We start from the raw sequence: 17818 nt of genomic DNA on the forward strand, positions 1-17818 counted from the left end.
TGCTCCGTGAGGTTATGTACCTAAAGGAAATCAATATAGCTGAAAATGGCCGCGATCGCCTTGGGATTCGTCTTATTTTGACAAGTATTGCGTGTCCTGGCCGCCCTGCCCCGGGGGCGTGGAAATGAGGAACAGGCCTGCGAGTACCAAGGCGCCGTTCAGGATCAGCAGTTCCAGGCCGATGCGGTAATGCTCGAACAGCCGCGCCTGCTCCCCTTCGATCAGCGCGCACAGCAGCGGCCCGGCCACGGCCACCAGCGGCACCCAGCGGTCGCGTACATCGCGCCGGCTCAGCAGGCCGAAGGCGAACAGACCCAGCAGCGGACCATAGGTATAGCTGGCCAGCTTCAGGATCACGCCTATCATGCTGGGGTCATCCAGCCATTTGAAGGCCATGATCAATATCAGGAACAGGGCGGCGAACCCCAGGTGCACACGGCGGCGCCAGCGCATCTGCGCGGCCGCGCTCAAGTCCGGCCTGCGCTGCACGCCCAAAATATCGATGCAGAAGGTGGACGTGAGCGCCGTCAATGCCCCATCCACGCTGGGAAACAGGGCGGAAATGAGCGCGATGAAAAAAATCAGCTGCACCACGGCGGGAAAGTGCCGCAGCACGACGGCGGGAAACAGTTTGTCGCCTGTCGCCGTCACGCCGGCCAGCGGCGCATACAGGTGCAGCAAGCCGCCGAGGAAGAGGAACAGCAGCAAGACGCCCGTCAGCACCACGGTCAGGCTGAGCATGTTCTTTTGCGAGTCGCGCAAGGTGCGCACGGAAATGTTCTTTTGCATCATTTCCTGGTCCATGCCCGTCATGGCAATCGTGATGAACATGCCGGCAAGAATGTGCTTCCACACATAGGCGGGGCTGTCCGGATCGACGGTGAAGATGCGCGTGAACCCTTGCGCGCGCATGCGCTCGAGGCTGTCGACGAGCGACAGGTCCATCGCGTGCAGCAAAAACACGCTGCAGATGACGAGGCCGGCCAGCATGCACGCCGTTTGCAGGGTATCGGTCCAGACGATGGTTTTCACGCCGCCCTCGTACGTGTACAGCAGGATCAGCAGCAGCACGACGCACGACGTCAGCCAGAACGGCACGCCCAGGCTGTCGAGTATGGTGGCTTGCAGGATATTGACCACCAGATACAGCCGCGCCGTGGCGCCCAGCAGCCGCGAGACGATGAAAAACGCCGCCCCGCTCTGGTAGGAGCGCCGGCCCAGGCGCAGTTCCAGGTAGCGGTAAATGGAAGTGAGCTGCAGCCGGTAATACAGCGGCAGCAAAATAAACGTGATAGCCAGGTAGCCGAGCACGTAGCCGATCATCAGCTGGATGTAGCCGAAACCGTTGCTGCCCACGGCGCCGGGCACGCTGATGAAGGTCACGCCCGTGAGCGTGGTGCCGACCATGCCGAAGGCCACCAGCATCCAGTTGCTGTCCTTGTTGCCGATGAAGAAACTCTCATTGGTGGCGTGGCGCGAGGTGCGCCATGCCACGCCCAGCAGGATCAGGAAATACGCGAGGACGACGGCAAACAGGATCGCTGGGGACATGGCAGATACGGTACTGAGCTAAGGTGGGCGGCAATATACACCGGATTGCCGCGCCCGTTGCTGGAGGCGGCTAAAAGCGCCCCCCCAGCCAGCCGCCACACTAGCCGCCCGAGGCGCGCCGCGCGGCATGCAGCGCGGCCAGCGCCGTTCTGAAGTGCACATTCGGCGTTTCCTGGCAGAAGTTGTCCGCCGCGCCGCTGCCGCCCAGCAGCGGGCTCACCAGCGGCGCATAATGCATGCCCTGGCGCAATGGGCCAAGCTGGCTTTCGACGGCCTGCAGGCGACGCGCATCGACCAGGGCAAAGCGCTCGGTCAGCACCTGTGCGAACAGTTCCTGTGCGCTATGCGCAAGCACGAACGATTCGAAGGTATCGATGGCGAACAGCAAATAGAGCACGCTGTCGCCATCGTGGCGGTAGCCGAGCTGATCGCCAAAGCAGGTTTCGGCAAAGAACACGGGACCGCCCTCTGCCGGGCACGGGAAAATCTCCGTCCAGAAATCTTGACGGTTCCACTCCTGCAGGCAATCGCGCGGCGCCGGCGTTGCGCCGTCACCAAAAAAGTACAGATCGTTGCGGCCGAAATAGCCGCCGCCCACCTGCCGCAGAAATGCCGCGAGGTCGTCGGGCAAGGCCACGCCCAGTACGTGCTCCGTAAAGGCAGCCAGCTTGCCGGCATCGGCGCTCACGCGCTGCGCCGGGGGAAACGCGTGTAAAAACGCCTGGTACTCGACATCCATGCACATTGCTCCATTAGTTTTCGGTACGGTCATTGACGGTGGATAACTCAGCAGCCGGTCGGTTTGACTTTCTCCACTTCCAGGCCGAACCACGGGCGCAAACGCGTGCCGATGACGTTGCCGAGGAAAGCGCAGACCAGCCACAGCCAGCCGTGCAGGCTGCCCGAGATGATACCGCTGAAATAGGCGCCGATGTTGCAGCCGTAGGCCAGGCGCGCGCCGTAGCCGAGCAGCAAGCCGCCGACGACGGCGGCGATGATCGAGCGGCGCGGGATGCGCCACACGGGCGCGTAGCGGCCGGCCAGGGCCGCCGCCAGCATGGCGCCCAGCACGATGCCGATGTCCATCACGGAAGTCTTGTCCTGCGTCAGCGGCGCGGCCAGCGCGGCCGCGTTCGCTTTGGTCGACCAATAGGCCCAGCTGGCCGTATCGATGCCGATCACGGATGCCGCTTTCGCGCCCCACAGGGCGAACGCGGACGTCACGCCCCATGGACGGCCCGACAGCGCCAGGGTGATGAAATTGAGTACGACGAGCGCGATGGCGCCCGCCACCAGCGGCCAGGGGCCGTGCAGCCAGGGCGACGCCTGGGACGGGCGCAGCTGCGTGGCGACGAGCTTGCCGTGGCGGCGCTTTTCAACGAAGACCGTGAGGCCGGCGATCAGCGCGAAAACGATCCAGTTCAGCGCCAGCGCAGGTACCAAGCCCAAGGTCGTGACGAGGGAAATGGGTTGAAGTTGCGGCAGCGCCGTCCAGAACGGCATGTGCGCCGTGCCGATCACGGAGCCGACGATGAAGGCGGCCAGGGTGATGAGCATGCGCGTGCTGCCCCCGCCCACCGTGTACAGGGTGCCGGAGGCGCAACCGCCGCCCAGCTGCATGCCGATGCCGAAGATGAAGGCGCCAACAATCACCGAGGTGCCGGCCGGAGACACCAGGCCCGCGACGGGCGTGCCGAACAGGGTGCCGGCCGACAGCGCGGGAAAGAACAGCGCCACGCCCACGGCCAGCATCAGCATTTGCGCGCGCAAGCCGTCGCCGCGGCCATCGGCAATGAAGACGCGCCAGGCCGATGTAAAACCGAAGGCCGCGTGATACAGGGTGATGCCGAGCAAGGCGCCCACCACGTACAGCGCGGACTGGGTGGCGCCCACCGTCAGCGCCAGGTACCAGGCGCCTAGCACGATGAGCAACAGGGCGACGCCCAGCGGTTTCGGGTTGATGGCGGCGCGCAGGCGCAGCGGTGACATTGCGGTATCGGACATGGGGAATATGGGCGAGAGAAAGGGAAACACCATTGTAAACCCTGCTCTCGCCCGTGCCAGCAACTTGCTTGCAGATCAAGCAGGCTTAATGCCCCACCGCATGCATCGATTTCTCGCCGCCGCTGCGCACGGGAATCGGGTTCAAACGGTCCATCCGGCCGCTCAGGGCCGTCAAGCCGAAGGCACCGAGCACGACCAGCGCGCCGATCCAGCCCGTGTGCACGAGACCCAGGTGTTCGACGATCAAGCCGCCGCCCCAGGCACCGCCGGCGATGCCCAGATTAAAAGCGGCGATATTCAGGCCGGAAGCGACGTCCACGGCGCGGGGCGTGAAGTGTTCCGCTTGCTGCACGACATACACTTGCAAACCGGCCACGTTACCGAAGGCCACGGCCCCCCACAGCAGCACGGTGATGACGACGAGCACGGGATGCGGCGCCGTGAAGGTCAGCAGCAGCAAGACGGCGGACAGCAGCAAGAAGATCAGTTTCAGGGCGCGCACTGGCCCCTTCTTGTCGGCCAGCTTGCCGCCCCAGATATTGCCGAACGCCACGGACACGCCATACACGAGCATCACCGCACCCACGGCGCCGGCGCTGAAACCCGACACTTGCTGCAGGATCGGCGCCAGATAGGTAAAGGCGATGAAGGAGCCGCCATAGCCGACGGCCGTCATGGCATACACCAGCAGCAGCCGGGGCTGGCCCAGCACCTGCACTTGCTGCAGCAGCGAGGCAGGCTTGCTGTGCTTGATGGTCGACGGCACGTACAGCAGGCTGCCGATGAACGCCACCAGGCCCAGGGCCGAGACGGCGAGGAAGGTTTCGCGCCAGCCGAAATGCTGGCCGATGAAGGTGCCCAGCGGCACGCCCGTCACCAGGGCCACGGTCAAGCCCGTAAACATGATGGCAATCGCGCTGGCCGCCTTGTCCTTCGGCACCAGCGAGGTGGCGATGGTCGAGCCGATGGAAAAGAACACGCCATGCGCCAGCCCCGTCAGGATGCGGGCGACGACGAGGGTTGCATAGCCCGGTGATTTCCACGCCAGCAAATTGCCCAGGGTGAACAAGACCATCAACGACAGCAACAGGGTTTTGCGCGGAATCTTGCCCGTCAGGGCAGTCAGCACGGGCGCGCCGACGGCGACGCCCAGCGCATACAGGCTGACCAGCAGGCCGGCCGACGGCAGGTTGACGCCCAGGTCCGCGGCGATGGTGGGCAACAGTCCCACGATGACAAACTCGGTGGTTCCGATGGCAAAGGCGCTGAGGGTCAGCGCGAGCAAGGCAATGGGCATGACAAACTCCGATAAATGATGTTGGCATGCAGTATCGGGGTTTTCTTTATTCCGAAAAATACCTGATCGGGCAGAAGATAATTGCGCTCAAATCAACAATGTAATGGTCTGCTACACTGGCCGCATCAACACGGGGTCACCACCATGAATTCAGAAAAACTGGCGCTGCTGGTCACGCGCGAAATGCCATACGGGAAATATCAGGGACGCTTGCTGGCCGATTTGCCGGGACACTACCTGGGCTGGTTCGCGCGCGAGGGCTTTCCCTCGGGTGAACTGGGCAGTTTAATCGCGTTGATGTACGAACTCGACCACAACGATTTACGCAGCTTGCTCGACCCCTTGCGCACGCGCAAGTCGCCGTGGCGGCCGGGCGAGTAAGGAACAGGTCAGAACTGGCGCAGCTTCTTCGCCAGCATGGCGCTGAACTCGCCATTTTCCACGAGCTTTTGCAGCTCGCTGGCGCCGCCGATGAGCACGCCATTGACGAAAATCATGGGAAACGTGGGCCAGCCCGTCCACATTTTCAAGGCATTGCGGCGGTGCCACTGGTTCAGATAGCTGCCGTATTGCAGGTACTGATAAGGCGTGCCCAGCACGTCGAGTATCTTGCGCGCCTTGCGCGGGAACGGGTTGAGCGCCATGCCGACCACCACTACCTGGTGCGCGGCGATGGCCGCCTGCACCTCGCGCACGATGTCCTGGTGCTTGCTGCCGATCAAAGGGCGGGCGGCGGGATGGATCTGGGCTTCGTCAAGGATGGCGCGGGTCATGAAAGTCCTGGGGTCAGTGGCACGTGGCGTGCGGATCACGCATTGTGCCACGCACACGGACTGGCGTGGGCTACACTGCGCTTCTTCTCCCCTACACGTCATATATGCAAGCAATCCCTCCCATGGCTGAGTGGCGCCGCACCCGCCGCCTGATCGGCTCGCTTTTTCTCGCCGCCTGCGCCTCCAGCGCCCTGGCCGCTGCCGATCCCGGGCTTGAAAGCGGTCTGATCCAGGCGCTGCACCTGAAAAAGGGCACGACGGACAGGGTGGGCACCTCCGGCAAGGCCATCGCCGCCTACATGCGCGAAGGCTACATCGGCAAGCACCCGGACCAGCGCTTCGACTACACCGATTATTACCTGTTGAAAAAGCCGGCCGGCTTCATGGGGCATGCACTGGTGCTGATCGAGGAAGAATACATCACGCAATACATCGGCTGCTGCGTCAGCCCCGGGGCGGGCGTGACGCTCAAGGTGCAGGGCAGCACGCAGAAGCTGCAGGCGTTCGCCATCGCCCAGCGCTGCACCTTGACCGACCCCGTCGATATCGGGCATGCACTGAGCGAGGTTGCCATCCAGGCCCGGCTGCCCCAAGGTCATTACGCGTCCTTGAGCTGCCGCGAACGCGATGCCGAGCGCGAAGAGCCTTGATGGCTGGCAGCCTTCAAAACAGCTCGTCGAGCAGCAAATGGAATGCCAGCTTGCCTTGATCGATATCAAGGAGCCCATATTGCTCAGCAAACCTTTGCTGTAGCGCGGCGTCCAACTGACCGAGAGCACGCCAGGCGATGGCCAGGTCCTGGTAGCGGTCGGCAACGCCCGCCCGTCCCACGTCGAGGCAGCCGACGACGGCGCCTTCGTGCAGGAGGATATTCTCCAGCGAAAAATCGCCATGCGTAACGACGAGGTCGGGCGCGAGCGGCTTGCAATCCTGCAGCGCCGCCCACACCTGTTCCGCCGTCCAGCCTTGACGCCCGGCATCGAAATCGTCGGCGTCGACGAAGCCCGCATCGATGCGCTGGCGCGCCTGGGCCAGCCGGACGGCAGGGCTGGCGTCGAACGGGCAGGCATCGACGGGCAGCGCATGCAGGCGGCGCAGGAAGGCCGCCAGCGCGTCGGCCACGGCGGGGCCAATCTCGGGATTGGCTTCCAGTAATTCGTGCGCCGTCTTGCCCGGCAGCGCCGCCGTCAGCAGCCATGCCTGCTGCGGGTCTGCCGCCTGGGCGAACTGGACCACGGCCGGCACGGGCAGCTGCGGCGCCAGCCAGCGCAGGCGCGCCGCTTCATCGGCGAGCTCGGCGGCGGCAACACCCTTGCCATGCTTCAAAAACAGGTCCGGCGCGCCGTCCCTGCTCTGCAGCCTATAGACGGCAGCGTCCGATTCACCGGCGCTGTCGCGCACCCATCGATAGCCGGCCACAGCGGCGCGCAGGCTGGCGGGCATGGCTGCCGTCACGGCCGCTTGCTTCTTGTTGGAGATCGTCATCCGTCCGATCCTATGCCAGCGGCACGTGCAAGCCCATCTTGAGGCAGGTCAGCGCCACCGAGGTGCGGTAGCGCCGGATATTGTCGTCGCCGCCGAACAGGCGTTCCGTCAGCGCCTCGTACTCGGCCATGCTGCTGGCGGTAATGATCAGCAGGTAATCGGCCTCGCCCGTGATGCCGTAGCACTGCTGGATGGCAGGCTCGGCCATGATGCGCGCGCGCATGCCGGCCGTGCGCTGCGGGTGCTCGTCGTGCAAATGCACTTCCACCGTCAAGATCAAGGGACGGCCCAGGCGGCTCGCGTCGAGTACGGCCACCTCGTTGCGGATCACCCCGCTTTCGCGCAGGCGGCGGATGCGCCGCTGCACGGCCGGCGCCGACAAATGCACGGCCTGGGCGATTTCACGCTGCGAAGTCGTGTTATCGCGCTGCAGGATGTCGAGTATCGCCAGGTCGAAGGCATCGAGGTCGGGCGAAGGCGTGAGCGAAAGTTGCGTCATGAAGGTCAAAATGCAGTGCAAATATCGGAGCAGACACAATAAACTTTCACCATTCCGATATCAAGCCTTTTATCACCATGCCATTACGCCGCTATTCCTCGTTCATTCCCCTGCTCGCCATCCTCGGTTCCGTCACCGCGCTGGGGCTGGGCACCTCATGGGCCAAGCACAGCCTGTTCCCGCTGGTCGGTGCGCAAGGCACGACGGCCGTGCGTGTGGGCTTTTCCGCGCTGCTGCTGTTGCTGTTCTGGCGCCCGTGGCGCTGGCAGCTGAGCCGCGCCGACCTGCGCACGGTGGCCCTGTACGGCGCGGCGCTGGGCTTGACCAACCTGTGCTTCTACATGGCCTTGCGCACGATCCCGTTCGGCATCGCCGTGGCCATCGAGTTTTCCGGCCCGCTGGCCGTGGCGCTGCTGGCCTCGCGCCGCGCGCTCGACTTCGTCTGGGTGGCGCTGGCCGTGGCGGGACTGGCGCTGCTGTTGCCGCTCGGCCACGACATCAGCAATCTCGATCCCACGGGCGTGCTGTTCGCCCTGGGCGCGGCCGTCTGCTGGGCCTCGTACATCGTCTTCGGCAAGCGCGCCAGCCATCTGCATGCGGGCCATTCCGTCTCGCTGGGCCTGGCCATGGCCGCGCTGGTGGTGGTGCCTGTGGGCGTGATGCACAGCGGCGCCGCCCTGCTCTCGCCCGCCGTGCTGGGCATCGGCCTGGGCGTGGCCCTCATTTCCAGCGCCATCCCGATTTCGCTGGAAATGGTCGCCCTGAAGCGGCTGACGCCGCAAGCGTTCGGCATCATGAGCAGCATGGAACCGGCCGTGGCCGCCATGCTGGCCTACATCCTGCTCGACGAGCGGCTCGGTGCCGGGCAGTGGCTGGCGATTGCCATGATCATGGCCGCGTCCATGGGCAGCTCGTACATGGCGCAGCGGCAGAGACGCGGCGCGGCAGCGCTCAGGCCCGAATACAAATCGTGAAGCGCGCGCCGCCCAGCGGCGAATCGTCGACGGCGATGGCGCCGCCGTGCAGCGCGACGGCCCTGGCGGCGATGGCCAGCCCCAGGCCGTGGCCTGCGGCCGCATGGTCCTGCTCGCGCTCCAGGCGGTAGAACGGGGCGAACACCCGTTCGCGCTGGTCGGCGGGAATGCCGGGACCATCGTCCTCGATAACGATGCGCAGCGCCTCGCCATCGCGCACGGCCGACAGCGCCACGCGCGCCACGGCATATTTGGCCGCATTGCCCAGCAGGTTGCCGACGGCGCGCGCCAGCAGACGGGCGTCGCCGCGCAGCTCGCCCAGGTCGGTGGCGATGCTGGCGTCCACCTGGCGCGGCAAGGCCGCCGCCAGACAGGCGTGCAGCAGGGACGCCAGCGCGAAGGACTGGCGCGGCAGCGCCTGCGCATGATCGAGCTGCATCAGGCCCAGCAGCTCATTGACGAGGTTTTTCAGTTCATCGACATCGGCGCCCATGGCGTCGACGCGCCGCTGCAGGTCGGGCTGGCCGTCCGCATGCCGCGCGGCCAGCAGTTCCAGGCCGAATTCCAGCCGCGCGATCGGCGTGCGCAGCTCGTGCGAGACCGACAGCAGCAAATGCTTGCGCGCCTCCAGCAGCGAACCGATGCGCCCGGCCATGTCGTTGATGCGGCCCGCCAGCGGCGCGATGCTCGATGCGGGGCTGACCCGCGCCCGCGCGGCCAGGTCGCCCCGTCCGAAATCGTCGGCCATGCGCGACAGCGCCGCCAGGCTGCGGCCGTGCGCGCGCGTCCACCAGCCCAGCGGCAGCAGCAGGCATAGCGCGATGACGGCGAAACGGATCGCTTCCATGCGCAGCGCCTGGCCCACGTCGATGGGCAGCTTCTGCGCGTGGAGCACGTCGTCGTCGCTGCCGGCATAGCGCGCGCCCGTGACGTCGACGCGGCGGTAAAAGCCCTTGCCGCCCACGTCCATCACGACAGCACCTTGCAACAGCGGCGCGCGCCGGACGGCCGGCAGCGCCGCCAATACCGTGGCCAGCGGCTGCAGTTCCAGCGTGACGTCCGACACTTCGCGCACCTTGTTCAGGCGCGGCAGCCATTCGTCGGCGGGTGCCTGGTCGATGTACTGCTCCAGCAGGAAGATCTGGCCGGCCGCCTGGTCGCGCGCGATATGCTCGAGCGGATCGCCGAACAGGCGGCTGAAGGTGAAGTAAATGACGCCGCTGCCCAGCGCGATGGCCAGCAGCACCAGCAGCGCGAAACGCCAGAACAGGCGGTTCATTCCCAGGCCGAGGGCGTGAGCAGGTAGCCTTCGCCCCACACCGTCTTGATGCGCTCGGCGGCGGTGTCGTCGAACTTGCGGCGCAGGCGCGAGATGCAGTTGTCGATGCTGCGGTCGAGGCCATCGAATTCGATGCCGCGCATCTTGACGAGGATGTCGTTGCGCGACATGACCTTGCCCGCGGCATCGGCCAGGATGGCGAACAGCTTGAATTCGGCGCTGTTCATGGCGATTTCCTGACCGCGCCAGTGCACGGCGCGGTTCTCGCGCGACACGCGCAGCTGGCCGATGACGATGTCGCTGCCGGCCGCCGCGCTACCGCGCCGCTGCAGCGCGCGCAAACGGGCCAGCAGCACGCGCGGCTGGATCGGCTTGTTCACGTAGTCGTCGGCGCCCTGCTCCAGGCCCGAGACTTCGTCAAAGGTGTCTTCGCGCGCCGTCAGTATCAGGATGGGCACGGCGCTGAGCTGGCGCAGCTGGCGGCACACCACCAGGCCGTCGACGCCGGGCAGGGTCAGGTCGAGTATCACCAGCTCGGGCTGGGTATCGCGAAAACGCGTCAGGGCCTGGTCGCCGCGCGTGACCACGTCGACCGCATAGTCGTATTGCTCCAGGTATTCCTTGACCAGCGCGGCCAGCCGCGCATCGTCCTCCACCAGCATGACACCTTGCATCGCTCCTCCGCGCCGCCATTTTTGTGGCGTATTGTAGTGGAGCGCGGCGCGCCTGTGGCAAATTCGACAATCCCGTACACATTGCTACACTTTCTATACAAATGCGGCCTACAAATTGAGGACAATTCGAAGACAAACACGGGCGGATTCCGGGACGCTGTTTGCCTAACATTCATGGCTCTTACCTCAACCGGAATCAGAACATGAAAAAATTTGCATGCAGCACCCTGCTCGCCGTCGCCGCCACCTCGCTCGTCCACGCCGAAGGCCTGTACGTGGGCGCCAACATCAGCCCAGCCAGCGACGGCAAGATCCAGTATGCGGCTGGCGGCGCGACAAGCCAGCGCGACGCGAGCGGCAAGGCGCTGCCTTTCGGCGTCTTCGCCGGCTATGAACTGACGCCGGCCTGGGCGCTGGAGGGCGGCTACCGCGCCAGCGGCGGCGCGACCAGCTTCGACCTCGACCCCGGCTACCGGCTCAGGGTGCGCGCCAGCGCCGCCTACCTGGCGGCGCGCGGCACCTGGCGCCTGGACGAGGACTGGTCGCTGTTCGCCAAGGCGGGCATGGCGCGCAGCCGCGTCAAATTCTCCATCGACGGCAGGAATGCGCCGCCCGGTGAATCGGCCGGCAAGACGGGCCTGTACGCGAGCGTGGGAGCGGCTTACCAGATCAACAAGGACGTGGCGCTGCAGCTCGAATGGGAGCACACCCCGACAGTCAGATACGAAGGACTCGACAGCACGATGAACCGCATCGCGCTCGGTGTCCGTTTCGGTTTTTAAAGGATGGCATGCACAAGTTCGCTCCCCGTTTTTCTCCCCGGTTTTCTCCCCGGTTTTCTCCCCGGTTATTGCTGCCGGCGCTGCTGCTGGCCGGCGGCGCCGGCGCGCAGATGATGCCCGACGGGAGCCGGGACATGTACGTGGGCGCGGCCGTCACGGGCAGCTCCGCGACGGACGATGGCGCGCCGCGCGCCGCCGTCCTGCGGCCGCTGCTGCAGGTCCAGTGGAGCAATGGCGTGTTCGTCTCGGCCAGCGGCGTGGCGGGCATGCACCTGTCGGCCACGCCGGGCATTGAATACGGCCCGCTGCTGGCCGCCAGCAATGCGCGCGATCCGGAAGATGGCTGGCGCCTGCGCGGCACGCGGCGCATCAAGGGCTCGCCCGACGTGGGCGGCTTTTATGGCTATTACCTGGGCGAGCAGATGCGCGTCACGTCGAACCTGGTGTACGACACGAGCGCGCACGGCTGGCGCGCGCAGCTCGCCGTGCAAAAGACCCTGCCCTCGCTGGCGGCCCATCATACGGTGACCCTGTCGGCCGGCGTGTCGCTGGCCAGCGGCGCCGTGATGGAGGAGCGCTACGCCGTCAGCGTCGCTGCCGGCGGCGCGCGCGACTACCGCCCGGCCGGCGGCGTCACCGCCATCGAGGCAGGCGTCAACTGGAACTGGGCGCTGAGCAGCAAGTGGCTGCTCAACAGCGCCGTCACGGGCACGCGGCTGGGCAGCGGGCCGGCCGGCAGTCCCGTCATCGAACGGCGCAACGTCATCAGCTGGTCCACCGGCCTCGGCTACCGGTTTTAAGCGCCATGCGCAAATACCTGCTTCTCGGCCTGGCATTGCTGCCCGCGTTCGCAGGCGCCCAGGAAGGCGGCGACTGGATCGCGTATCGCGACGCCTACCGCCACATGATCTGGTTCGAGAAGTACGGCAAGCCCAAGCAATTGCTGCAGCAGCATCTGCGCTTGCGTCCGCGCGACGCCGGCGTGTCCACGGATGGCTTGCGCCTGACCTTGCACGGCAAGGACGCGCAGCTGGCGCTGCCGCTCGATGCTTTGGGGCGCGCCGTTTTCCCGTTTTCCAAGGCTGCCTATGACGACAACGCGGAGCTGACCTGGAACCGCAAGCCGGGCCAGATCTCGTCAAGCGCCTGGGTCTCCATCGTCACGCGGCCCGATGGCGTGTATGCGGCGGCCGACCTGCGCGCCGCCTGCGAACAATTCCTCGCCTATACGCGCTACGCCGGCAGCGCTGGCGGCAAGCGCTGCGCCGGCGTGCAGTTTGCGTATGCGAGGACGGATGCGGCGCAAGTGCGCTATCAGGGCGGCGATGGCGCGGCGTTCCCGCTGGCGGCGCAGGACGGCCCCGCCTTTCCCGGCGACGCCGCCAGCGGCTTTCGCGTCTACGCCTTCCGTTTCCATGCGCATCCGGACGGGGGCCAGGTACTCACCGGCGGCACGCCGCTGGCGATCGCCGCCCTGCTGGAATAAGACGGACCGCGCTCAGTGCGCGGCCGCCCCCGCCACGTGGGAGGCAAGGCTCCTGCGCGCCAGCCAGGCCAGCGGCAACAGGGCCAGCAAGGCAGCCGCCACCCCGGCCCATGGCGACGACGCCATCAGCTGGCGCGAGACCATCAGCGCACCGAGCATGGAACCGAAGGAAATGCCGAGGTTGAACGCGGAAATGTTCAGGCCGGAAGCAAAATCGACGGCCTGCGGCGTGTAGCGCTCGGCCGTCGCCAGCATGCCCGCCTGCAGGGCCGGCGACAGGCCGAAGGCGAACACGCCCCAGACGAACAGCATCACCGTCATCAGCCACTGGGACGTGATGGCCAGCGCCACGCCCACTTGCGTGGCGGCCAGCAACAGCAGCATCGATCGCAGCGCTTTTTGCCAGCCCAGGTGGCTCGTCAGGTAGCCGCCCGCCAGGTTGCCGGCAAAGGTGGCGACGCCGAACACGATCAGCAGGGCGCTGGCCATGGTGGCGGAAAAACCCGTCACGTCCGTCAGGATGGGCGTAATGAACGTGAACGCGGCAAAGCTGCTGCCGAAGCCGAAGGTGGTGACCGCCATCATCGTCAGGATCGGACCGCTGCCGAGCGCCGCCAGTTGCGTCATGGCATTGCCGCCCTTACCCTGCTGCAAACCGGCCGGCAGCCAGCACGCCATGGCGGCCAAACCCAGCGCGGCCAAGACCACCACGGCAAAGAACGGCAAGCGCCAGCCCATCAGGTTGCCGAGGAAGCTGCCCAGAGGCACGCCGATCACCATGGCCAGCGTCAGTCCCGCAAACATCACGGAAATCGCCCTGCCCGCCTGCGCCTTGTTCACCAGGCTGGCGGCCACAGTGGCGCCGATGGCAAAAAAGGTGCCGTGCGCCACGGCCGTGATGACCCGTCCCGCCAGCAGCAATTCAAACGTGTGGGAAAAGGCAGCCAGCAGATTGCCGGCGAGGAACACGCTCATCAGCCCCAGCAAGGCCGCCTTGCGCGGCAGGCGCGACATCAATAACACGAGCAGCGGCGTGCCGATGGCCAGCGCCAGCGCGTACAGGCTCACCAGCGAGCCGGCCGATTCGATGGAAATGTGCAAATCCTTCGCAATGGCGGGCAGGATGCCGACGACGATGAATTCGGTCACGCCGATGGCAAAGGCGCCGACGGCCAGCGCCAGCACGCCGGGCGGCATGGTGCTGGCTGAAGGGGAAACAGGGTGTGCGGTGGTCATGATGGCTCCAACAAATAGTTCAAGCGGGCCAGTGTATCGAGATAAATACTTTTGATATAGACTCTAATAATGGAAACACCTGTGAAATGGATTCAATAATGGCCAGGCAAGACATCAACCGCGCGTTCGAGATGGCCGTGTTCGTGGCCGTGGTGGAAACGGGCGCCTTTTCCGCCGCCGCGCGCCGCCTGGCCCTGACGCCGTCGGCCGTCAGCAAGCTCGTCAATCGCCTGGAAGCGCGGCTCGGCGCACGTTTGCTCCAGCGCAGCACGCGGCAATTGCACACCACGCCCGAGGGGGACGCCTTCTTCGTGCAGTGCAAGCGCATCCTCGACGATATCGATGGCGCCGAGCGCGAAGCATCGCAGGGCGCCGCGCCGCGCGGACGCCTGCGCATCAACTGTTTCGTGCCGTTCGGCGTGCGCCACCTGCTGCCCATCCTGCCCGAGTTCGCGCAGCGCTATCCCGACATCGTGCTCGACGTCGTCGTCAGCGACGCCATCGTCGACCTGCTGGAAGACCGCACCGACATCGCCATCCGCACGGGCACGCTGAAGGCATCGAACCTGGTGGCGCGCAAACTGGGCGAAGACACGATGGTCGTCGTCGCCTCGCCAGCCTACGCGGCGCGGCACGGCCTGCCGCGCACGCCGCAGGAATTATCCGAACACAATTTATTGGCCTTCAACTTCCGCTGCCAGAACGAAACGTGGCCCTTCCTCGACGGGAGCGGCGGCACCTTGCAGGTGGCGCCGCAGGGCAATACCTGCGTCAGCGATGGCGAAAGCATGCGCCAGCTGGTGCTGGCGGGCATGGGTCTCGGGCGCTTTTCGCGCCAGCACGTGCAGCGCGACATCGAGCAAGGCCGACTCATGCCAGTGCTGCAGGACTACAATCCGGGCGACAAGGAACTCGTGCACGCCGTCTTCGTGGGACCGGGCCTGCAAGTGCCGGCCAGGGTGCGCGTGATGCTCGATTATCTGCTGGAAAAAGTGCAGCTGGGATGAGCGCCGCCCGCCGGCATCGCGTCTTATAATCGGCCATATCGTTGAAACCCCAGGGGGCCGCGCCATGCATGATGACTTGATCCGCACCTTGCAAACCCGCTTCAGCCGGCACATGCACCGCCATCCGGGATGGACCTGGGACAGCGTGCTGGCGCGCTTGAACGCCGCTCCCGCCAGCCTGGTGGCATTGCAGAAAATGGAAGACACGGGCGGCGAACCGGACGTCATCGGGCACGCCGGCGAGACGGATGCCGTCACGTTTTGCGATTGCTCAACAGAAAGCCCGATCGGCCGGCGCAGCCTGTGTTTCGACGCGGCGGCCCTGGCTGCGCGCAAGGCCAACAAGCCGGCCGGCAGCGCGCTCGCCATGGCGCAGGCGATGGGCATCGCCTTGCTGACGCAGGCGCAGTACCGGCAGCTGCAAGAGCTGGAACCGTTCGACCGCAAGACCTCGAGCTGGATCGCCACGCCGGACAGCATCCGGGCGTTGGGCGGCGCCCTGTTTGGCGACCGCCGCTATGACCAGGTCTTCGTCTATCACAACGGCGCCGAATCGTATTATGCGAGCCGGGGCTTTCGCGGACTGCTGCGCGTCTGAGCGACGCCGGTTCAGACCGCCTCTTCCAGGCGCAATTGCCGGCCTTCATCGAGCATCAGCTCGAATTCGGCCGCCGGCACGGCCGGGCTGAACAGATAGCCTTGCAGCTGGTCGCAGCCGAGTTCGCGCAGGAAGCGCATCTGCTCGGCCGTTTCCACCCCTTCGGCGACGATTTCCTGGCGCAGCTGCTGCGCCATGGTGACGATGGCGCGGGCGATGGCGCAATCGTTTTCCTCGAAGGGCAAGCCGATGACGAAGGAGCGGTCGATTTTCAATGTGCTGATGGGGAATTTCTTCAGGTAGGCGAGGCTGGAATAGCCGGTGCCGAAGTCATCGAGCGCCAGCGCCAGTCCCATGGCCACCAGCTGGTTCATGATGCCGATGACCTTGTCGGCGCCGCGCATCAGCAGGCTTTCCGTGATTTCCAGCATGATCTGGTCGGGCCGCACCTGGTAGCGCTCGAGTACGGCCGCTATGCGCGCCGGCAACTGTTCATCGAACTGGCGCGCCGACAGGTTGACGGCAATGGCCGGCATGTGCAGGCCACGGTCTTCCCAGCTGCGGATCTGGCGGCACGCCTCGTCCAGCACCCAGGTGCCCAGCTCCAGAATCAGACTGGTTTCCTCGGCGACGGGGATGAAGACGCCGGGCGAAACCATGCCGCGCATCGGATGCTTCCAGCGCAGCAAGGCTTCCGCGCCCACGATGCGTCCGCTGGCCAGGCTCACTTTCGGCTGGTAATGCAATTCCAGCTCCTTGTCGCCGAGCGCCAGCCGCATTTCGCTTTCCAGGCGCAGATGCTCCTTGGCCCTGCGGTTCATGTCTTCGCGGTAGAACAGGAAGGTCGATTCGATGGTCTGCCCCGCCTTGGCCACGGCCACATCGGCAAAGCGGAACAGGGCCGGCGCTTCCAGGCCGTCTTCCGGATACACGGTGATGCCGATGCTGGCGCCCACGTGCAGCGCGTGCGCGTCGATATTGATCGGCGCCTCGAGCAGGTTGAGCAGCTTTTGCGCCACGTTGGCCGCGTGTTCGCGCTTTTCGATGTGCAGCAGGGCCACGACGAATTTGCTGTTGTCGACCCGCGCCAGGATGTCCGCATCGCGCAGGGCGCCGCGGAACAGCTGGCCGATGGCGATCACCAGCTGGTCGCCCACTTCATGGCCCAGGGTGTCGCTGATGGAACCGATGCGGCTGATGTCGATGACCATCAGCGCGCCATGCGTGCCTTGCCGTTTCGCTTCGGCCAGACCCTGGTCGACCAGCTGGTTCAGCAGGCAGCGGTTGGGCAAGCCCGTCAGGCTGTCGTAGTTGGCCATGCGCTGCATGCGCGCCTCGGCATCCTTGTGCACCGAGATATCGGAAAACAGGGAAAATACATGGCTGATTTCGCCGAATTCGTCGCGCACGACGCTGATGGTGACGTCTTGCGGGAACAGTTCGCCATTCTTGCGCTTGCCGATGATTTCGCCGCGCCAGGAGCCGTGGCCGCGCATGGCGGCGCGCACCTTGGCGCGGAAATCCGGGTCGTGCACGCCCGAGCGCAGCAAGTCCGGCGTGCGGCCGATGGCTTCGGCCGGCGAATAGCCGGTGATGCGGGAAAACGAGCTGTTGATCGAGACGATACGCTCTTCCGCATCCGTGATCAGCACGGCTTGCTCGCTGTCTTCGATGATGCGGGCGTGCAACCGGACCTTGTCGACGTCGGACAGCGGCTCGCTCATGGCCGACAGGCGCACGGCCATGCCGCAGCCCTTGCCCGCCTGGTCGTGGATCACATGGCGGTGCATGCGCAGCCATGTCACCATGCCCGACTTCTTGCGCCGGCGCACATCGGTGGCCACGTCGCCCTGCGTGAAATGCAGTTCCAGCACGCTCGCTTCCGCGTCGTCTTCCGGATACAAAAACAGGATGTGCTGGCCCAGTGCTTCCAGTTCGGAATAGCCGAACATCTGTTCGGCACCATGGTTCCAGCCGATCAAAAAGCCGTCGGGATCGATTTCCAGCAAGGCGTCAGGGGGCGCCACGCGCACCACGGGCCGGCTGGCGCCGCGCAGCCGCTCCAGCTCTTCCTCCAGCCGCGCCAGGGTGGCGGCCTGCTGCGGCCCCGCCTGTTCACGGGCATCCTGGGCCAGGCGCAGGCACAGCGCGACCTTCGCCTCAAGCATGGCAA

19 protein-coding genes are annotated in these 17818 nt (G+C 65.7%); 8 read left to right on the plus strand and 11 right to left on the minus strand.

All coding sequences use genetic code 11. From position 1 onward, the window contains the following. Nucleotides 1–72: 72 nt before the first annotated feature. The 4 genes from D9M09_RS17995 to D9M09_RS18010 form a co-directional block, all read right to left on the minus strand. Complete coding sequence (locus D9M09_RS17995) at nt 73–1551, minus strand: sodium:solute symporter (RefSeq protein ID WP_121670052.1); 1479 nt, start codon at nt 1549–1551, stop codon at nt 73–75. A 100-nt stretch (nt 1552–1651) separates the two neighbouring features. After that, on the minus strand, nt 1652–2290 hold the full coding sequence (locus D9M09_RS18000; RefSeq protein ID WP_070288728.1) for an SMI1/KNR4 family protein: 639 nt from the start codon (nt 2288–2290) through the stop codon (nt 1652–1654). 47 nt (nt 2291–2337) lie between these two features. Next, a complete protein-coding gene (locus tag D9M09_RS18005; RefSeq protein WP_121671144.1) occupies nt 2338–3555 on the minus strand; it encodes a YeeE/YedE family protein in 1218 nt (405 codons plus the stop codon). Between the two features lie 85 nt (nt 3556–3640). Further along, on the minus strand, nt 3641–4852 hold the full coding sequence (locus D9M09_RS18010; protein WP_070311386.1) for an MFS transporter: 1212 nt from the start codon (nt 4850–4852) through the stop codon (nt 3641–3643). 144 nt (nt 4853–4996) lie between these two features. Here D9M09_RS18010 and D9M09_RS18015 point away from each other — a divergent pair, with 144 nt between their 5' ends. Continuing rightward, nucleotides 4997–5233: a DUF3820 family protein gene (locus D9M09_RS18015; protein WP_034749909.1), complete on the plus strand. Its 237-nt coding sequence runs from the start codon at nt 4997–4999 to the stop codon at nt 5231–5233. An 8-nt stretch (nt 5234–5241) separates the two neighbouring features. On the opposite strand, the gene D9M09_RS18020 is transcribed toward D9M09_RS18015, so the two are convergent. After that, a complete protein-coding gene (locus D9M09_RS18020; protein ID WP_070224062.1) occupies nt 5242–5625 on the minus strand; it encodes a glutaredoxin in 384 nt (127 codons plus the stop codon). Nucleotides 5626–5747: 122 nt separating this feature from the next. Between D9M09_RS18020 and D9M09_RS18025 the strand changes: the two genes are divergently transcribed. Further along, a complete protein-coding gene (locus D9M09_RS18025) occupies nt 5748–6275 on the plus strand; it encodes a hypothetical protein (RefSeq protein ID WP_121670053.1) in 528 nt (175 codons plus the stop codon). A gap of 13 nt (nt 6276–6288) precedes the next feature. Here the strand turns inward: D9M09_RS18025 and D9M09_RS18030 are convergent, their stop codons facing one another. Together D9M09_RS18030 and D9M09_RS18035 are read right to left on the minus strand one after the other, a co-directional pair. Continuing rightward, nucleotides 6289–7110 carry an APH(3') family aminoglycoside O-phosphotransferase gene (locus D9M09_RS18030; RefSeq protein WP_121670054.1) on the minus strand — a complete coding sequence of 274 codons (822 nt, stop codon included), beginning with the start codon at nt 7108–7110 and terminating at the stop codon, nt 6289–6291. 10 nt (nt 7111–7120) lie between these two features. Further along, nucleotides 7121–7609 (minus strand): Lrp/AsnC family transcriptional regulator, encoded by a 489-nt coding sequence (locus D9M09_RS18035; RefSeq protein ID WP_121671145.1) that lies wholly within the window; start codon nt 7607–7609, stop codon nt 7121–7123. Between the two features lie 77 nt (nt 7610–7686). Here D9M09_RS18035 and D9M09_RS18040 point away from each other — a divergent pair, with 77 nt between their 5' ends. Beyond that, on the plus strand, nt 7687–8583 hold the full coding sequence (locus D9M09_RS18040) for an EamA family transporter (protein ID WP_070288733.1): 897 nt from the start codon (nt 7687–7689) through the stop codon (nt 8581–8583). Here D9M09_RS18040 and D9M09_RS18045 read toward each other — a convergent pair. Beyond that, nucleotides 8561–9862 (minus strand): ATP-binding protein, encoded by a 1302-nt coding sequence (locus D9M09_RS18045; protein ID WP_121670055.1) that lies wholly within the window; start codon nt 9860–9862, stop codon nt 8561–8563. The two genes, D9M09_RS18040 and D9M09_RS18045, sit on opposite strands and share 23 nt — an antisense overlap. Then, a complete protein-coding gene (locus tag D9M09_RS18050; protein ID WP_121670056.1) occupies nt 9859–10536 on the minus strand; it encodes a response regulator transcription factor in 678 nt (225 codons plus the stop codon). The genes D9M09_RS18045 and D9M09_RS18050 overlap by 4 nt, the downstream gene beginning before the upstream one ends. 203 nt (nt 10537–10739) lie before the next feature. Between D9M09_RS18050 and D9M09_RS18055 the strand changes: the two genes are divergently transcribed. The 3 genes from D9M09_RS18055 to D9M09_RS18065 are packed head-to-tail and all read left to right on the plus strand — an operon-like array spanning nt 10740 to nt 12804. Further along, the gene (locus D9M09_RS18055) at nt 10740–11318 is read left to right on the plus strand and encodes a porin family protein (protein ID WP_121670057.1); all 579 of its coding nucleotides are present in this window, start codon (nt 10740–10742) and stop codon (nt 11316–11318) included. Between the two features lie 8 nt (nt 11319–11326). Next, a complete protein-coding gene (locus tag D9M09_RS18060; RefSeq protein WP_240453415.1) occupies nt 11327–12118 on the plus strand; it encodes a MipA/OmpV family protein in 792 nt (263 codons plus the stop codon). Nucleotides 12119–12123: 5 nt separating this feature from the next. Then, entirely contained in the window at nt 12124–12804 is a 681-nt protein-coding gene (locus D9M09_RS18065) for a hypothetical protein (RefSeq protein ID WP_121670058.1), read from the plus strand. 12 nt (nt 12805–12816) lie between these two features. Here the strand turns inward: D9M09_RS18065 and D9M09_RS18070 are convergent, their stop codons facing one another. Then, nucleotides 12817–14040: an MFS transporter gene (locus tag D9M09_RS18070; protein WP_205602265.1), complete on the minus strand. Its 1224-nt coding sequence runs from the start codon at nt 14038–14040 to the stop codon at nt 12817–12819. Nucleotides 14041–14126: 86 nt separating this feature from the next. On the opposite strand from D9M09_RS18070, the gene D9M09_RS18075 reads away from it, so the two are divergent. Together D9M09_RS18075 and D9M09_RS18080 are read left to right on the plus strand one after the other, a co-directional pair. Beyond that, the gene (locus D9M09_RS18075) at nt 14127–15047 is read left to right on the plus strand and encodes a LysR family transcriptional regulator (protein ID WP_240453416.1); all 921 of its coding nucleotides are present in this window, start codon (nt 14127–14129) and stop codon (nt 15045–15047) included. 64 nt (nt 15048–15111) lie between these two features. After that, nucleotides 15112–15645: a DUF4256 domain-containing protein gene (locus tag D9M09_RS18080; RefSeq protein WP_121670060.1), complete on the plus strand. Its 534-nt coding sequence runs from the start codon at nt 15112–15114 to the stop codon at nt 15643–15645. A gap of 11 nt (nt 15646–15656) precedes the next feature. Here the strand turns inward: D9M09_RS18080 and D9M09_RS18085 are convergent, their stop codons facing one another. After that, nucleotides 15657–17813, minus strand: coding sequence for a putative bifunctional diguanylate cyclase/phosphodiesterase (locus tag D9M09_RS18085; RefSeq protein ID WP_070288739.1), 2157 nt, complete (start codon nt 17811–17813; stop codon nt 15657–15659). Nucleotides 17814–17818: the final 5 nt, after the last annotated feature.

Origin of the sequence: Janthinobacterium agaricidamnosum (assembly GCF_003667705.1) — a bacterium.
Classification (GTDB): domain Bacteria; phylum Pseudomonadota; class Gammaproteobacteria; order Burkholderiales; family Burkholderiaceae_D; genus Janthinobacterium.

Coding starts and splice junctions, on each gene's coding strand:
- D9M09_RS18025 (WP_121670053.1), top strand. CDS start 5,748: ATGGCTGAGTGGCGCCGCACCCGCCGCCTGATCGGCTCGCTTTTTCTC.
- D9M09_RS18005 (WP_121671144.1), bottom strand. CDS start 3,555: ATGTCCGATACCGCAATGTCACCGCTGCGCCTGCGCGCCGCCATCAAC.
- D9M09_RS18060 (WP_240453415.1), top strand. CDS start 11,327: ATGCACAAGTTCGCTCCCCGTTTTTCTCCCCGGTTTTCTCCCCGGTTT.
- D9M09_RS18080 (WP_121670060.1), top strand. CDS start 15,112: ATGCATGATGACTTGATCCGCACCTTGCAAACCCGCTTCAGCCGGCAC.
- D9M09_RS18010 (WP_070311386.1), bottom strand. CDS start 4,852: ATGCCCATTGCCTTGCTCGCGCTGACCCTCAGCGCCTTTGCCATCGGA.
- D9M09_RS18075 (WP_240453416.1), top strand. CDS start 14,127: ATGGATTCAATAATGGCCAGGCAAGACATCAACCGCGCGTTCGAGATG.
- D9M09_RS18020 (WP_070224062.1), bottom strand. CDS start 5,625: ATGACCCGCGCCATCCTTGACGAAGCCCAGATCCATCCCGCCGCCCGC.
- D9M09_RS18015 (WP_034749909.1), top strand. CDS start 4,997: ATGAATTCAGAAAAACTGGCGCTGCTGGTCACGCGCGAAATGCCATAC.
- D9M09_RS18030 (WP_121670054.1), bottom strand. CDS start 7,110: ATGACGATCTCCAACAAGAAGCAAGCGGCCGTGACGGCAGCCATGCCC.
- D9M09_RS18050 (WP_121670056.1), bottom strand. CDS start 10,536: ATGCAAGGTGTCATGCTGGTGGAGGACGATGCGCGGCTGGCCGCGCTG.
- D9M09_RS18065 (WP_121670058.1), top strand. CDS start 12,124: ATGCGCAAATACCTGCTTCTCGGCCTGGCATTGCTGCCCGCGTTCGCA.
- D9M09_RS18040 (WP_070288733.1), top strand. CDS start 7,687: ATGCCATTACGCCGCTATTCCTCGTTCATTCCCCTGCTCGCCATCCTC.
- D9M09_RS17995 (WP_121670052.1), bottom strand. CDS start 1,551: ATGTCCCCAGCGATCCTGTTTGCCGTCGTCCTCGCGTATTTCCTGATC.
- D9M09_RS18055 (WP_121670057.1), top strand. CDS start 10,740: ATGAAAAAATTTGCATGCAGCACCCTGCTCGCCGTCGCCGCCACCTCG.
- D9M09_RS18035 (WP_121671145.1), bottom strand. CDS start 7,609: ATGACGCAACTTTCGCTCACGCCTTCGCCCGACCTCGATGCCTTCGAC.
- D9M09_RS18000 (WP_070288728.1), bottom strand. CDS start 2,290: ATGGATGTCGAGTACCAGGCGTTTTTACACGCGTTTCCCCCGGCGCAG.
- D9M09_RS18085 (WP_070288739.1), bottom strand. CDS start 17,813: ATGCTTGAGGCGAAGGTCGCGCTGTGCCTGCGCCTGGCCCAGGATGCC.
- D9M09_RS18045 (WP_121670055.1), bottom strand. CDS start 9,862: ATGAACCGCCTGTTCTGGCGTTTCGCGCTGCTGGTGCTGCTGGCCATC.
- D9M09_RS18070 (WP_205602265.1), bottom strand. CDS start 14,040: ATGACCACCGCACACCCTGTTTCCCCTTCAGCCAGCACCATGCCGCCC.